14 protein-coding genes are annotated in these 14,575 nt (G+C 64.6%); 7 read left to right on the forward strand and 7 right to left on the reverse strand.

Annotated features, from left to right (window positions below; all coding sequences use genetic code 11):
* The first annotated feature begins 2 nt into the window (after positions 1 to 2).
* Genes IB263_RS15070 through IB263_RS15080 form a run of 3 tightly spaced genes read left to right on the forward strand, consistent with a single transcriptional unit; the run spans position 3 to position 4,294 of the window.
* The gene (locus tag IB263_RS15070) at positions 3 to 1,622 is read left to right on the forward strand and encodes an ABC transporter substrate-binding protein (RefSeq protein ID WP_060601785.1); all 1,620 of its coding nucleotides are present in this window, start codon (positions 3 to 5) and stop codon (positions 1,620 to 1,622) included.
* Between the two features lie 60 nt (positions 1,623 to 1,682).
* Positions 1,683 to 2,627, forward strand: coding sequence for an acetamidase/formamidase family protein (locus IB263_RS15075; protein WP_034805446.1), 945 nt, complete (start codon positions 1,683 to 1,685; stop codon positions 2,625 to 2,627).
* Entirely contained in the window at positions 2,624 to 4,294 is a 1,671-nt protein-coding gene (locus IB263_RS15080; RefSeq protein WP_110818824.1) for an ABC transporter ATP-binding protein, read from the forward strand. Before IB263_RS15075 ends, IB263_RS15080 begins: the two co-directional genes overlap by 4 nt.
* A 66-nt stretch (positions 4,295 to 4,360) precedes the next feature.
* Here the strand turns inward: IB263_RS15080 and IB263_RS15085 are convergent, their stop codons facing one another.
* On the reverse strand, positions 4,361 to 5,734 hold the full coding sequence (locus IB263_RS15085; protein ID WP_110818823.1) for an ATP-binding protein: 1,374 nt from the start codon (positions 5,732 to 5,734) through the stop codon (positions 4,361 to 4,363).
* Positions 5,734 to 6,396 (reverse strand): response regulator transcription factor, encoded by a 663-nt coding sequence (locus tag IB263_RS15090; protein WP_034805456.1) that lies wholly within the window; start codon positions 6,394 to 6,396, stop codon positions 5,734 to 5,736. The genes IB263_RS15085 and IB263_RS15090 overlap by 1 nt, the downstream gene beginning before the upstream one ends.
* Positions 6,397 to 6,511: 115 nt before the next feature.
* Here IB263_RS15090 and IB263_RS15095 point away from each other — a divergent pair, with 115 nt between their 5' ends.
* On the forward strand, positions 6,512 to 7,270 hold the full coding sequence (locus IB263_RS15095; protein ID WP_113079263.1) for a L,D-transpeptidase: 759 nt from the start codon (positions 6,512 to 6,514) through the stop codon (positions 7,268 to 7,270).
* 184 nt (positions 7,271 to 7,454) lie between these two features.
* Entirely contained in the window at positions 7,455 to 8,171 is a 717-nt protein-coding gene (locus IB263_RS15100) for a L,D-transpeptidase (protein WP_060581073.1), read from the forward strand.
* A gap of 48 nt (positions 8,172 to 8,219) precedes the next feature.
* Here IB263_RS15100 and IB263_RS15105 read toward each other — a convergent pair whose 3' ends face one another.
* From IB263_RS15105 to IB263_RS15120, 4 genes are all read right to left on the reverse strand, one after another.
* On the reverse strand, positions 8,220 to 9,059 hold the full coding sequence (locus IB263_RS15105; protein WP_082566580.1) for a L,D-transpeptidase: 840 nt from the start codon (positions 9,057 to 9,059) through the stop codon (positions 8,220 to 8,222).
* 83 nt (positions 9,060 to 9,142) lie between these two features.
* Complete coding sequence (locus tag IB263_RS15110) at positions 9,143 to 10,132, reverse strand: murein L,D-transpeptidase family protein (RefSeq protein ID WP_110818853.1); 990 nt, start codon at positions 10,130 to 10,132, stop codon at positions 9,143 to 9,145.
* A 333-nt stretch (positions 10,133 to 10,465) separates the two neighbouring features.
* On the reverse strand, positions 10,466 to 10,720 hold the full coding sequence (locus IB263_RS15115) for a hypothetical protein (protein ID WP_034805462.1): 255 nt from the start codon (positions 10,718 to 10,720) through the stop codon (positions 10,466 to 10,468).
* Between the two features lie 129 nt (positions 10,721 to 10,849).
* Positions 10,850 to 11,758, reverse strand: a complete 909-nt coding sequence (locus tag IB263_RS15120; RefSeq protein ID WP_192438662.1) for an SDR family oxidoreductase — start codon at positions 11,756 to 11,758, stop codon at positions 10,850 to 10,852.
* An 89-nt stretch (positions 11,759 to 11,847) separates the two neighbouring features.
* Here IB263_RS15120 and IB263_RS15125 point away from each other — a divergent pair, with 89 nt between their 5' ends.
* Positions 11,848 to 12,420, forward strand: a complete 573-nt coding sequence (locus IB263_RS15125) for a TetR/AcrR family transcriptional regulator (protein WP_110818821.1) — start codon at positions 11,848 to 11,850, stop codon at positions 12,418 to 12,420.
* A gap of 97 nt (positions 12,421 to 12,517) precedes the next feature.
* Positions 12,518 to 13,567, forward strand: a complete 1,050-nt coding sequence (locus IB263_RS15130; protein WP_192438663.1) for a serine hydrolase — start codon at positions 12,518 to 12,520, stop codon at positions 13,565 to 13,567.
* Positions 13,568 to 13,595: 28 nt separating this feature from the next.
* Here the strand turns inward: IB263_RS15130 and IB263_RS15135 are convergent, their stop codons facing one another.
* Complete coding sequence (locus tag IB263_RS15135) at positions 13,596 to 14,402, reverse strand: arginase family protein (protein ID WP_371814113.1); 807 nt, start codon at positions 14,400 to 14,402, stop codon at positions 13,596 to 13,598.
* Positions 14,403 to 14,575: the final 173 nt, after the last annotated feature.

Consider the following 14,575-nt stretch of genomic DNA (forward strand, 5'->3'; position numbering starts at 1 on the left):
CAATGTTCAAAAGCTGGCTTCGAACTTCAACCGTCGCTGCGGCACTGCTCGCAGCACCGCTCTCGGCCCTTGCACAGGATGCACCGAAACAGGGCGGAGATATCGTCATCACCTACAAGGACGATATCGCCACGCTCGATCCCGCCATCGGCTACGACTGGGTCAACTGGTCGATGATCAAGAGCCTGTTCTCGCGCCTGATGGACTACAAGCCGGGTACCACCGAGCTGGTGCCGTCGCTCGCCGAAACCTTCGACGTCGCGCCGGATGGCCTGACCTATACGTTCAAGCTGCGCAAGGGCGTGAAATTCACCAACGGCCGCGAGATCGTCGCCTCGGACGTGAAGTATTCGATCGAACGGGCGGTCGACCCGAAGACGCAGGGGCCGGGCGCCGGTTTCTTCGGCGCGATCAAGGGCTTCGACGATCTCTCGGGCGGCAAGGCGGCGACGCTTGAAGGCATTGAGGCGCCGGATGATGCGACTGTCGTCTTCCACCTGTCGCGCCCGGACGCAACCTTCCTGCACGTGCTCGCCGTCAACTTCGCCTCGGTCGTGCCGAAGGAAGCGGTCGAGGCTGCCGCCGGCGACTTCGGCAAGAAGCCGGTCGGCTCCGGCACCTTCGTCCTCAAGGACTGGACCGTCGGTCAGAGCCTGACCTTCGAGCGCAACCCCGACTATTTCGTCAAGGACATGCCGCATATCGACAAGTTCACCGTCGAGGTCGGCCAGGAACCGCTGGTGGCGCTGCTGCGACTGCAGAAGGGGGAGGTCGATATTGCCGGGGACGGTATTCCGCCGGCAAAATTCCTCGAAATCAAGAATTCGCCTGAAGGCGCCGAGATTATCGTCGATGGACAGCAGCTCCATACCGGCTATGTCACGCTCAACACCAAGGTGAAGCCCTTCGACGACGTAAAGGTTCGTCAGGCCGTCAATATGGCGATCAACAAGGAGCGTATCACCCGCATCCTCAATGGTCGCGCGACGCCCGCCAACCAGCCGCTGCCGCCGCTGATGCCGGGTTACGACAAGGCGTTCACCGGTTATGACTATGACGTCGAGAAGGCGAAGGCCCTGCTCGCCGAGGCCGGACATGGCGATGGCTTCGAGACGGTGCTCTATTCGACCAACACCGACCCGCAGCCGCGCATCGCCCAGGCGATCCAGCAGGATCTGGCCGCCATCGGCATCAAGGCGGAGGTGCGGGCGCTGGCCCAGGCCAACGTCATTGCCGCCGGCGGCACCGAAGGCGAAGCGCCGATGATCTGGTCGGGTGGTATGGCCTGGATCGCCGACTTCCCGGACCCGTCGAACTTCTACGGCCCGATCCTCGGCTGCTCCGGTGCGGTCCAGGGCGGCTGGAACTGGTCGTGGTACTGCAACGAGGCACTCGACAAGCGCGCCGTTGCCGCCGATTCCATGTCCGATCCGGCAAAGGCGGCCGAGCGTCAGGCGGAATGGGGCAAGATCTTCACCGACATTATGGCCGATGCGCCGTGGGTGCCTGTCACCAACGAGCGCCGCGTCGTTGCCAAGTCGCCGCGCATGGGCGGCGAGGGCGAGATCTACGTCGATCCGACCCGGGTCATCAACTACGACGCGATCTTCGTGAAGCAATAAGCGTCAGGCTCTCCGGAGGTCGTCTTCGGGGAGCCTCTTCATGAGTTTGGGAGAGATTTCATGTGCGTTGCCTGCACACACACCATCCATCGCGCCAAGCATCATTTCGGCTGGAACCGCGACTTCGAGCCGACGCTGATCGCCAAGCCCGGTGAGACCATCCATTTCGAATGCCTGGATTCTTCCGGCGGGCAGCTCGGCGCTGGCTCGACGCTCGACACATTGGCCTCGCTCGACTTCGAGAAGATCAATCCGGTGACGGGGCCTGTTTATGTCGAAGGTGCTGCGCCCGGCGACGCGCTGAAGGTGACGATCCGCCGCTTCGTGCCCTCGGGCGTTGGCTGGACGGCCAACATTCCGGGCTTCGGCCTGCTCGCCGATCAGTTCACCGATCCGGCGCTGCACATGTGGTCCTATGATGCGAATACCATGGCGCCGGCGCTCTATGGACCGGGCGGCCGCGTGCCGTTGAAGCCCTTCGCCGGCACGATCGGCGTCGCGCCGGCCGAACCGGGCCTGCATTCGGTGGTGCCGCCGCGCCGGGTCGGCGGCAATCTCGACATTCGCGATCTCACATCGGGCGTCACCCTCTATCTGCCGGTCGAGGTGGAGGGCGCGCTGTTTTCCATCGGCGACACCCACGCAGCCCAGGGCGACGGCGAGGTCTGTGGCACCGCGATCGAGAGCCAGATGGAGGTCGAAGCCACGATCGAGCTCGTCAAGGATGCCCGTCTCGCCAGCCCGCGGTTCACTACGCCGGGTCCGGTGACCCGTCATCTGGATGCTGCCGGTTACGAGGTGACGACCGGCATCGGCCCGGATCTGATGACCGGCGCGCGCGAAAGCCTGATGCGCATGATCGACCTGCTTGGCGCCGAACACGGCTTGAGTCCGGTCGATGCCTATCTGCTCTGCTCGGTCTGCGGCGACCTCCGCATCAGCGAGATCGTCGACGCTCCGAACTGGGTCGTTTCCTTCTACTTCCCGAGGATCGTCTTTTCGTGACAACGGCAGCACCCGTGCTCGGCATCGATGGCCTCTGCGTCGATGCGCTGACGCCGCAAGGGCCGCGAAGGGTCCTTGATGCCGTCAGCTTCAACCTCATGAGCGGCGAAACGCTGTGCATTGCCGGCGAGAGCGGCTCGGGCAAATCCGTGACTTCGCTTGCTGTCATGGGGCTCCTGCCGAAAGCCTCGCTGCGGATCGCCTCCGGCGGCATCAAGCTCGAAGGGCGCGAACTCTCGAAGCTCTCCAACAGTGCGATGCGCAGCGTGCGCGGCGGCGATGTCGCGATGGTCTTTCAGGAGCCAATGACATCGCTCAATCCCGTGATGTCGATCGGCGAGCAACTGACCGAGGCCATTCGCGAACATCAGGGTTCCGAGGGGGGAACGGCGAGTGCCGTCGCCCTGCGCATGCTGGATGCGGTGCACATCACCGAGCCGGCGCGGCGCATGACGCAATATCCGCACGAGCTTTCCGGCGGCATGCGGCAGCGCGTGATGATCGCGATGGCACTATCGTGCCGACCCAAGGTGCTGATCGCCGACGAGCCGACGACGGCACTCGACGTTACCGTGCAGGCGCAGATCCTGACGCTGATGAAGGAACTGAAGCGGGAATTCGGCGCTTCGATCGTGCTGATCACCCATGACATGGGCGTGGTCGCGCAGATGGCGGACCGCGTGGTCATCATGCAGCAGGGCCGCATCGTCGAGCAGGGCGACGTATTGCCGATCTTCCGCTCGCCGCGCGAGCGCTACACGCAGGAGTTATTGGCGGCCGTACCGAGGCTGGGCGCGCATGCCGGAACCGACGGCCCGCCGCGCATCGCCGCAACGGCTGCGGCATCCGTCCCGCGGGCGGCGAGCCCGGTCCTGTCCGTGCGTGACCTCGCTGTCCACTACGGAAAAAAGCCCAGCGGACTGTTGGGTGAAAAGAAGCTGGCCGCCGCCGTCAGCGACGTTTCCTTCGACATCTTCCCCGGTGAGACGCTGGGGCTCGTCGGCGAAAGCGGATCGGGCAAGTCGACCACCGGCAAGGCGGTACTCGGCCTCATTCCATTCGATGGCGATGTGGCGATCGACGGCCAGCAGATCGGCGCGCTGTCGCAACGCCAGATGCGGCCCGTGCGCCGCTCCGCGCAGATGATCTTTCAGGATCCCTATGCCTCGCTCGACCCGCGCATGGCGGTCGGGGCGGCGATCGCCGAGCCGCTGCTCATCCATGGCATCGGCAATCGCAGCGAACGCACGGATCGCGTCGCCGATCTGTTGCGCCGTGTCGGGCTTGGGCCCGATGCCGCCAGCCGCTATCCGCACGAGTTCTCCGGGGGACAGCGGCAGCGCATCTGCATTGCCCGCGCGCTGGCGGTCAATCCGAAGCTGATTGTCGCGGATGAAAGCGTGGCCGCGCTCGACGTGTCAGTGCGGGCCCGCGTGCTTGATCTGATGCTCGAACTGCAGGAGACGATGGGTCTTGCCTATCTCTTCGTCTCGCACGACATGGCTGTGATCGAGCGGATGTCGCACCATGTCGCCGTCATGCGCGGCGGCCGCATCGTCGAGATGGGAACGCGCCGCGCCGTGTTCGAGGATCCGCAGGACGCCTACACCCGGGCGCTGATGGCCGCGGTGCCGCTGCCGGACCCGCCGATGCGGAAAAGCGCTTAGAGCGAGACGACAACACGGGTGCGGTCTCCGCCCGCATCCCCCTCTGTTTGAAACAATCCCGATCGCTCACGGCGCGAGGGCTTGCGACAATACGATGCGAGCCGAGAGGCCGCCGGTCGGTCGGTTGCGCAGTTCGAGTTCGGCGCCGGTTCGGTCAAGCGCACGCTCGACGATGCTGAGGCCGAGCCCGCTGCCGGCCGCCGCCTTGAACCGGCCGCGGAAGAAGCGCTCGGTCACGCGCGGCATTTCCTCCTCGGGGATGCCAGGCCCCTCGTCGTCGATCGCGATGACCAGATGCTGGCCTCGTATCTCGGCGTGGCAAGAGACCATTGCGCCCGGTGGCGAATGGTTGATGGCGTTTTCGAGCAGGTTGCGCGCCGCGAGCCGGAAGAGGTCCGGATCCATATTGATCCTGAGACCGGACATCGCCCCGTCGACGACAACATCGACGCGACGCGCCTGGCCGGCGAGTTCGGTGCGAAGACTTGTCAGCATCTCGCCGACATCAAAACCGGCCGCCGGCCTGCCGCTCTCGGTGGCTTCGACCGAGGCAATATCGAGCAGTTGCCGCACCAGCTTTCCGGTCCGGTCGACACCGGCGACGATCTGGCCGAGCGCCTTCTCGCGGATTTCGCCGTCGTTGCTGGCGAGCGCCACCTGCGCCTGCGTCTTGAGGCCCGCCAGCGGCGTACGCAGCTCGTGGGCGGCAAACGCGATGAAATTCTGCTCGCGCTCGCGGGCGCCGGCGACACGGGCAAAAAGGCCGTTCAGCGACTTCAAGACCGGGCTGATCTCGCGCGTCGTCCCGGTGTCCTCGATCGCGTGCAGGTCGGAGGCTTCACGCGCGGCAAGGTCGCCGGCAAGCTTGCGCAGCGGCGCGAGGCCCCGCCCGACGCAGAGCCAGATCAGCACGGCCAGAAGCGGAATGATCAGCAGCGCCGGCAGCAACAGCCCCTTGACCAGGTCGTTGACCAGCCGGTCGCGGATGCGCAGGTTGTCACCGACGAGAACGCGCACGCCGAGGCTCGCATTCTCCACCGCAAAGACACGCCAGGTCTCGCCGTTGATGACGGTTTCGGAAAAGCCCATGGCGTGGGGCGCAAGCGTTGTGTCGGGCGCGCTGTCCGACTTACCGATCAGAGTTCCGTCCAGCGACCAGATCTGGCAGGAGAGCTGCCGGTCGTAATGCGGGTGCTCCAGCAGCGGGATCCTGATTGCGCTCTGTGCCGGGCGGTTGGCATGGGTGTCGCCTTCTTCCTTCATCATGTCTGGGCTGACGATCAGCGAATTCACCATGCGCGCCGCCTCCATCAGCCGCGCGTCGAGCACGCGCTCGACTTCGGCGCGGGTGCTGAGGAAGATCCAGACGGTGGCCGATAGCCACAGGAGCCCCGTCGTGATCAGGAGGATGGCGAAAAGCCGGGCGCGCAGCGATTGCATCAGCCGGCTCCGCCCAGCCGGTAGCCGATGCCCCGGATGGTTTCGATCAGTCCCGGGCCGAGCTTGTTGCGCAGATGGTGGATGTGCACCTCCACGGCGTTGCTCTCGATTTCCTCCTGCCAGCCGTAGAGTTTGTCTTCCAGCTTGGTCTTGGAGAAGATCACCCCCGGGTGCGACATCAGCGTATGCAGGATGGAATATTCGCGCCGCGAGAGTTGCACCGGTTTGCCCGCCTGTTCCACCGATTGCCTGGCCGGATCGAGCCTGAGCGTCGACCATTCCAGCGCGGCGCTCGCCCGGCCGCTGGAGCGTCGCGCCAGCGCCCGAAGCCTGGCGGCGACCTCGTCGAGGTCGAAGGGTTTGCCGAGATAGTCGTCGGCGCCAGTGTCGAGGCCGGCGACGCGATCGCGCACGGTGTCGCGTGCGGTCAATAACAGCACCGGAATGTCGCTCTGCCTGGCGCGCAGGTCCCGCAGAATGTCGAGACCGGAGCCGTCGGGCAGCATCAGGTCGAGCACGACCGCGTCGAAGCCGTTGGCGGCAAGCGCCGTCGCGGCCGCATCGCAGGTGCCGACGGCATCGGTGGTGAAGCCCGCCAGCGCCAGGCCGACCTTCAGGCCGTCTCTAAGGATATCGTCGTCTTCGACGATCAGGACTCGCATCGCTACTCCTAACATTTCTGAGAGCGCGATCCTTTAATCACTCCCTTAAGGCAGCCTTAAGGTAGGACTTCCCTCTGAGGCGGCATTGCAACAATCGAATCGTTGAATGCCCGATATGACCGAAGCACACGAGCCTTCTTCCTCCACGGCCGATCACAAGACCGGCATCACGCTGACCCGCCGCAGCCTTGTCGTCGGCGCGGCCTCGCTGTTCGTCACCGGCTGCGCGACCGCCCGCCCGACGCCGGCGGTGGTGCCGGCAGCCGTCACGCCCGTCCGCCCCTCAGCCGGCCGGACGGTGCCGCCGATATACTATGCGATGCCCGACGAGCAGTTTCCGATCCCCGAGGTGAAGATCGCCGAGGTCGATCCGAAGTTCTGGCGGCAGGAGGTGGATTATCCGACCAGTGAGCGGCCCGGCACGCTGATCGTCGATACGCCCGCGAAATACCTCTATCACGTGCTGCCGGGCGGGCGGGCGATGCGCTACGGCATCGGCGTCGGGCGCGAGGGCTTTGCCTGGTCGGGCCGGGCGATCGTCGCCTACAAGCGCAAATGGCCGCGCTGGACGCCGCCCGACGAGATGGTCGCGCGTCAGCCGAAACTCCAGCCCTACAGCATCGCCAATGGCGGCATGCCCCCGGGCATCAAGAACCCGCTCGGCGCCCGCGCGCTCTATATCCATAAGGACGGCAAGGACACGCTCTACCGCATCCATGGCAGTCCCGAGGCATTTTCGATCGGCAAGGCGGTCTCTTCCGGCTGCATTCGCCTGCTCAATCAGGATGTCGTCTACCTCCATGATCAGGTCCGCGACGGCAGCACCATCGTCGTCATTCCGGATCCGACCAAGGGCGACATGGCGATCGGTTAGGTGAGGGCAGGCAGCGAGCGCGGGAATTCTGCAACACTTCGAAAACGAGTACCGCCTCGCGCAAGCGATCCACGCCAAAGAAAGATTTTCACCACATTTCGGTCACGGTTCGGCCCAACAGCCTTGGGCCTCCCCTCGGACCTCCCAACCGAAATCTCCAACTCTGGAATTGAATACAGTGTCGATGAATTTGTCCCGCCGGTCGCTGCTCGCGGTGATCGCCAGCTCTGTTTTGAGCGCCTGCACGCAGATCCCGAAACCCGAACCGAAACCGAAGCTGATCGAGCCGATCGGCGGTGATGGCGGCTCGCCGGAAAAGGCGGCGGATGCGGCGGGCGTGCCGACGAAGACCTTCGACTATGCCAGAATCTACGCGCCGGTGAAGGACGAAGGCTACGACGTCCCGGGCATCCAGCACACCGAGATCAAGCCGCAGTTCCTGCGCCAGGAAGTGGCCTATGCCACCAACGAGCCGCCCCATTCGATCGTCGTCGATACCCAGACGATGTTCCTCTACTACGTCCTGCCCGGCGGCCGCGCCATCCGTTACGGCGTCGGTCTCGGTGCAGCCGGCCGCGCCTGGAAGGGGCGTGCCGTCGTGCAGTGGAAGCGCAAGTGGCCGCGCTGGACGGTGCCCGACGACATGGTCGCACGCCAGCCGCACCTCAAGAAATACGGCATCGATGCCGGCGGCATGGATCCGGGCCTCGACAATCCGCTCGGCGCCCGCGCCATGTATATCTTCCAGGACGGCCAGGATACGCTTTACCGCATCCACGGCTCGCCGCAGTGGCGCTCGATCGGCAAGAACGCGTCGGCGGGCTGCGTGCGGATGCTGCAGCAGGACGCGATCGATCTCTATGATCGCGTCAGAGGCAAGACGCCGCTGCTCGTCCTGTGATGGGCGACAATCTGGCGTAATTTCTGCGCCCTTGCCGGACGGATTGCCTCAAAGTGGCTGCGGAAGCGGCAGCCCGTCCGGCCCCATCAGCATATAGTCGGGCGACCGCTGCACCGGCTGGGAGTCCGGCAATGGTTGCCCATCCGGCAGGGGCTGCGCGTCCTGCATCGGCTGCGATTGCACCATGCCGCCGCCCGAGAGATCGGTGACGACGATCGGCGTGCCGTTCGGCACGCGGTTGTAGAGATCGACGACGTCCTGGTTGATCATGCGCACGCAGCCCGACGACACCGACTTGCCGATCGTCCACCATTCCGGCGAGCCGTGAATGCGGTAGAGCGTGTCTTCGCCGTTCTGGAAGATGTACATGGCGCGGGCGCCGAGCGGGTTCTTGAGGCCGGGATCCATGCCGCCCGCCTCGATGCTGAATTGCTGCAGCTCGGGCTGGCGCGCCACCATCTCGTTCGGCGGCTTCCAGCGGGGCCATTCGCGCTTGTACTGGATGACGCCGCGCCCGGCCCAGGCGAAACCGGCACGCCCGAGGCCGACGCCGTAGCGCATCGCCTGGCCGCCTTCATAGACCCTATAGAGAAAGTGGCTGCCGACGTCGACGACCAGCGTTCCCGGCTTTTCGCCGGTCGGATCGGCGACCATCTGGCGGTAGAAGCGCGGATCGATCTTCTCGTAGGGAATGGCCGGCAGCGGGTAGGGCTCGTTCGGCTTCTCGCCGTACATGTCGGCCAGGAACGTGTTGGTCTCGGGAACCGGTTCCGGCGCATAGGAGCGCGTCACAGTAGGCCGCGGCGAGGCGCAGCCGGCGAGACCAACGGCCGCCAACCCGGCGGAAAGCTGCAGGAAGGCGCGGCGGCGGAACTCTCTTTCGGGCATGTAATCCTCGATCGTCCTCTATTCGCTACCGGCGATGCAACCGACCTTTTAAGTCAATTGTGCGTCGCCAGCCGACGGAACGATCACAGGCCGGCGTAGGGGTCCGCCAGCGCCGCTTCGGGTCGGCTGATAGGATACTTAGTTCCCGAGATCTTCGCGGCCAGCTTTTCAGCACCGTTTTTCTCAAGAAGCGCCCGGAAGCTCGGATGCATGCCGCCATCGACATAGGCGTTCAGCGGCGCCGACGTCTGGTTGGTCATCATGCCGGCGAGCTTCGCGTCCTCCGATTGCAGTCGTGCCACCAGTCCGGCATCGGGCGTGGAGATCGCCGCCGGGCAGGCGGCAAGCGGGTCGGACGGTTCGCCATCGGCGAAATCGGTGTTGAAGACGTAGCGGCGGCCGCAGGCCGAAACCTTCGGCTGGCGCTTCGTCGCCTCGAAGATGTCGTAACCCTGCTTGATGTTCTTCCAGAAGTCGAAATTCGGGTCGCCGCGGTGCTTGGCCATGTTCTCCGCCGTCATGCGGAAGGGATAGGCCTGAACCTGGAATGTGCCCTGGCCGCCGGCGAGCGCGCGTTGCACCACGGAATAGATTTCGCCGACACCCTGGTCGGTCATGGCGTAGCAGCCGGACGACGAGCAGGCGCCGTGCACCATCAGCGCTTCACCGGTGTAGCCGAGCGCCGATTCCAGCCGGTTCGGGTATCCGAGGTTAAACGACAGGAAATATTGCGATTTCGGGTTCAGCATGCCGGCGGAGACGTGGTAGAAACCTTCCGGCGCCTGGCGATCGCCGGCCTTCGTCTTCGGGCCGAGCTTTCCGGACCAGCGGCACATGGGATAGCTCTTCAACAGGGCGTACTGGCCCTGTTTGTTTTGCTTCCAGACCTCGAGTTCGCTTTCCTGCTTGAAGATGCGGATCAACACCGGGCTTTCCGGCTTGCTGCCGTTCTTGGCCATGGCGGCGATCAGCTTGGCCGGGATCGGCGGTGGCTCGCGCACGTCGTCGGCGTCGAGCGCCATGCAGCCGGACAGCGCCAGGGCCATCGCGCCGATCGCCAAGGCATGCCGCATCCGTCGCACCTGCGCGAATATCCTGCCGGCCTGAGGTGTCTCGGAAGAAGGGCTCTTGATCGTCTCGCGCCGCATGCGGGCTCCTGGAAATGCTTCCGCCACCAAGCGTCCTTCGTGTGGCGTGTGTGCCGGCCGGTTGCGTTCGACGCAGTTCGGTTCAGCCTCAAGTTCAGCGATTAAGCGGTGACAGCCCTGGCTGCAAGCCTTTGTCCCTGGCGCTCGCGATCAAAAGTTCTTGAACGCGCGCTGCCATAGCTGACCGCCGATTGGGTCGATGTTGAGACAAGATGGTGAATTTTTTCTCAACGCGGGCGCCGGAAAAGTCCCGATGCGTCAGTCCCGCGGCTCACTGCCGGGCGCATAGACGGTCTTCTGCTTGAAGGCAAAGACGTTGCCGCAGCGGCAGCGCACCATGTGCTTGGCGGGGTCGGGAGAGGTGCGTTCAGTCGAGAAGCCCTTGGGCATCACGTCGATGGTGAAGCCGCGATTGCTGCCCTTGCCTTTGTCGTTTTCCGACGCTTCGGCGAAGCCGGCGGCTCCGCATTTGGCGCATTCCAGCTTTCTCGAATACCGATCCCGCGATGCCATGTTCAATCACACTCGATAGCGCTGCCACATCCGGATGGCGGGCGGCGGCGCTTGGTTGCCCGAAACACCGAACTATAGGAGGCCGCCCGTCGTTTCAAGTTTGCCGGTGACGGGTTTTGGCGGCAACGCCTAACGATAGCCGGTTGCGTCGGCCGGCTTGCTCGCCTCCATCACCTCGCGCATGTAGCGCCAGCAATCGGGCCGCGAGCCGTCGAGATCGGAAAACCCGTAGACCTGCGCCAGCCCGCCGCTCGACAGCGACTGGCCGTTCCAGCGGGCCTTGTCCGGATCGGCCGCGAGCGCCGCGATGGCGCGGCCGACGAAACGTGGCGTTTCCGAAATGACGAAGTGCGGTTGGTTCTTTGTGGCGTCCTGCCAGTTGTCTTCACCGACCTCGAAATGTTCGAGCATCATCTCCGACCGCATCCAGCCGGGCGTGATCGAAACCGCGGTTGCGCCGTGCGGCGAAAGGTCCTTGGCGTGGGCCCAGGCCATACGGTTCGCTGAAACCTTGGCAAGGTCGTAGAACGGCGACAGCCGGTAGTTCTCGGCATTGTACTCGGCGGTGCCGTCGGTCACCTCGACCAAGAGGCCGCCGGGCTTCTCGATCATCAGCGGCAGGGCATAGTGGGCGGTGATCAGGTGCGTATCGACGCCGAGATGCAGGAGCTTCAACCCGTTTTCGAGATTGTGCTCCCAGACCGGCTTGTTCCACTCGAACAGCAACTCGCCGCCCCAGACGTCGTTGATGAGGATGTCGAGCCGTCCCTGTTCGCTGCGGATGCGCTCGACAAGCGCCTGTACCTGCGCCGGCTGCAGATGGTCGACCTGGGCGGGAATGCCCTTGCCGCCGAGGCTGGTGACGATCTCGGCGGTTTCCTCGATCGTTTCGGGACGCCCGTAATCGGATTGCTGTTGCCGCGTGGTGCGGCCGGTTACGTAAACGGTAGCGCCGGCGGCGCCAAGTTCGGTCGCGATGCCGCGCCCGCCGCCGCGCGTCGCGCCAGCAACGAGGGCGACTTGTCCTTCGAGTGTCATGATTCTTCTCCTTCGCGGCCGCTTGCCGACTGGCGTTTTCCTGCTCGTGTGATATATAAATGATTGTTCGGTTATAAATGAGAGTCAAGATGCCTCGCCCAAAAACCATGCCTGACGAAGAGCTGCTGGCCGCCGCCTTCGCATTGATGCGGGCCGATGGTCCAGATCGCCTGACCTTCGCGGCGCTGGCTGCACGTACGGGCCTTTCCGGCGCCACGCTGGTGCAGCGCTTCGAGAACAAGGCGAAGCTGATCCAGCGGGCGCTCAGCCAGGCCTGGGACGGGCTGGACGGGCAGACGGCGGAGCTGATGGCGAGCGTACCGCGGACGCCGGAGGGCGCCATCGCGCTGCTCGTCGGCCTCTCGGGCGATTATGGCGGTATCGACAGTTATGCCGACGACCTCAGGATTCTGCGGGAAGACCTGCGCGATCCGTTGCTCCGTGCCCGCGGCGCAAAGTGGCGCGACGTGCTCGCAGGCGTGCTCGACGAATGCCTCGCCGGCCTTCCCGCTGCGAGCCCGGGGCTCGGTCTGCTGATGGCGTCGCAATGGCAGGGATCCTTGCTCTGGTGGAGCTTCGACCCGCAGGTGCCGGTCACGGCCTTTGTCGAGCAGAGCCTGACGCGCTTCGTCGAAGCTTTTGCGAGACGGCCGGCAGGCTGACAACTGTGGCAGTGGCGTGCTCACCGGTCTGTCAAATCGCCGTGAGATGGCCGTGCGGTGGATGACGGCGGCGCAAGCTGGTCTTAGATGCTGATCCATGATCAGATTTGTCGCAGTCCTCGTTGCCCGCATCGCCACTTTGGCACTCGTCGTCTCGACGCTTGTCGCCTTGCCGGTCGCGGCTCAGACGCCATCGCCGATTTCGGCCTTGCTGGACGAACTGGCCTCACGGTCAGAGCTTGATCCCCTGAAGACCGTGATCGTCGCCCGCGACGGCAAGATCGTCGCTGAGCGTGGTTACGGCCGCAACCGCGTGACGGACTCGACAAACATCAAGTCGGCGTCGAAATCGATCATCTCGGCGCTGGTCGGCATCGCCATCGACAAGCGGCTGCTCGAAGGTCCGGAGCAGAAGATCGCGCCGATCCTGAAGGCGGACCTGCCGGCCTCGCCTGATCCGCGCATCAACGACATCACCATAGGTCATTTGCTTTCGATGCAGGCCGGGCTCGGCCGTCTCTCGGGGCCGAACTATGGGCGATGGGTCGCCAGCCGGAACTGGGTGCGCACGGCGCTTGCCCAGCCCTTCGACGACGATCCGGGTGGTGAGATGCTCTATTCCACCGCCTCGACCCATCTGCTTTCGGCGATCCTGACGAAGGTCAGCGGCAAGTCGACCCTGGCGCTCGCGCGCGCGTGGCTGGGGCCGCTCGAGGGCTTCCGCATCGGGGCCTGGGATCGCGATCCGCAAGGCATCTACCTTGGCGGCAACCAGATGGCGATGAGCCCGCGCTCCCTGCTTGCCTTCGGCGAACTCTATCGCAATGGCGGCCGCACGGCGTCAGGCCAGCAACTGGTGTCGGAAGGGTGGGTCGCGGCCTCCTGGCAGCATCGAACCAATTCGCGCTTCTCCGGCGACGAGTACGGTTATGGCTGGTTCGAGCGCCAGATCGCCGGTGAAGAAGTGCATTTCGCCTGGGGTTATGGCGGCCAGATGCTCTACATCGTGCCGAACCTGGATCTGACGGTGGTGATGACATCGGCCGAAAGCGGGCAGTCGGCCCGCAACGGCTACCGCGACGCGCTGCATCTGGTGCTCGGCGAGATCATCACGAATGTAAAGGCCGATCCGGAAACGGACGGGTGACAGGGCGCCGGCTCGACGCCGCTCCGCGTCAAGCCAGCAACGGTTCCACGACGCCAAGCAGGTATTCGATCGCAGCTTCATTCTTCAGCGCCGCCTCAGACGCCTCGAATTCCGCGAGCTCGATGCCGGCAATCTGCTCTTTCGGGATTGCCGCGAAGATGGCGCGCAAGGTCTGCGGATAGAGGCCTCCGCCGATCGCATAGGCGGCCGGCACATGCTTCGGCTCGAGCACGTCCCAATCGACATGGATCCAGACCGGCGCATCGCCGATCAACGAAAGAATGACTTCCGGCGTCGCTTCTGTCGGCGAAAGGATGCACACGCCTGCCTGCCGCAGCAAATCCATCTCTGCGGGGTCGATGTCGCGCGCGCCGACGATGACGACCTTTGCCGGGTGCAGCCCGCTGCCGTGGCCGCGATCCCAGAGCCCGCAGGCGGCAGCCAGCACCATGCCGCCGAGATAGCCGCTTTCGGTGGTCTGCGGCGTGTTGAAATCGCCATGGGCATCGATCCAGAGCAAGACCGCGTCGGCGCGTTCCCGCGCGACGACCGGCAGTGTCGCAAGGCTGGCGGAGCAGGTATTGGCGATGAAAAGTGGTTTGTTGCCACGCGCAAGTGTTGCGGCAATCGCCGCCTGCAAAGCGGCCAGGGTCTCCCCGGCCTCAGGCAGGCTTGCCGACCAGTCGTCTTCCTTTGCCGGTGACGGGCTGCCGATAACGGTCGGCTGCAGCCCGGTGCGCTTGCTCAGCGCTTCGGCCGTCAGGGCCGCCCCGGGGATAGCGCCGGACGTTCTGTCGGCGATGCGTCCCTGGGAGACGACGAGTTCATAAGGCACGGGCATTCTCCTTGCATTTTCGGTGGGCGTTAACGCCGGTATTGGGCGCACCTGCAAAGCCCGCCTGTTTCAGCGTTTTCGAGGGGATCTGTGGGATTGGTTTGAAGGGAAGCCTCGAAGATTCGATATATCTACGTGGATATATCGATATCGCGCCGCGATCGCAATTTCAT

The sequence above is a fragment of the Ensifer sp. ENS03 genome (genome assembly GCF_014852035.1).
GTDB classification, from domain to species: domain Bacteria; phylum Pseudomonadota; class Alphaproteobacteria; order Rhizobiales; family Rhizobiaceae; genus Ensifer; species Ensifer adhaerens.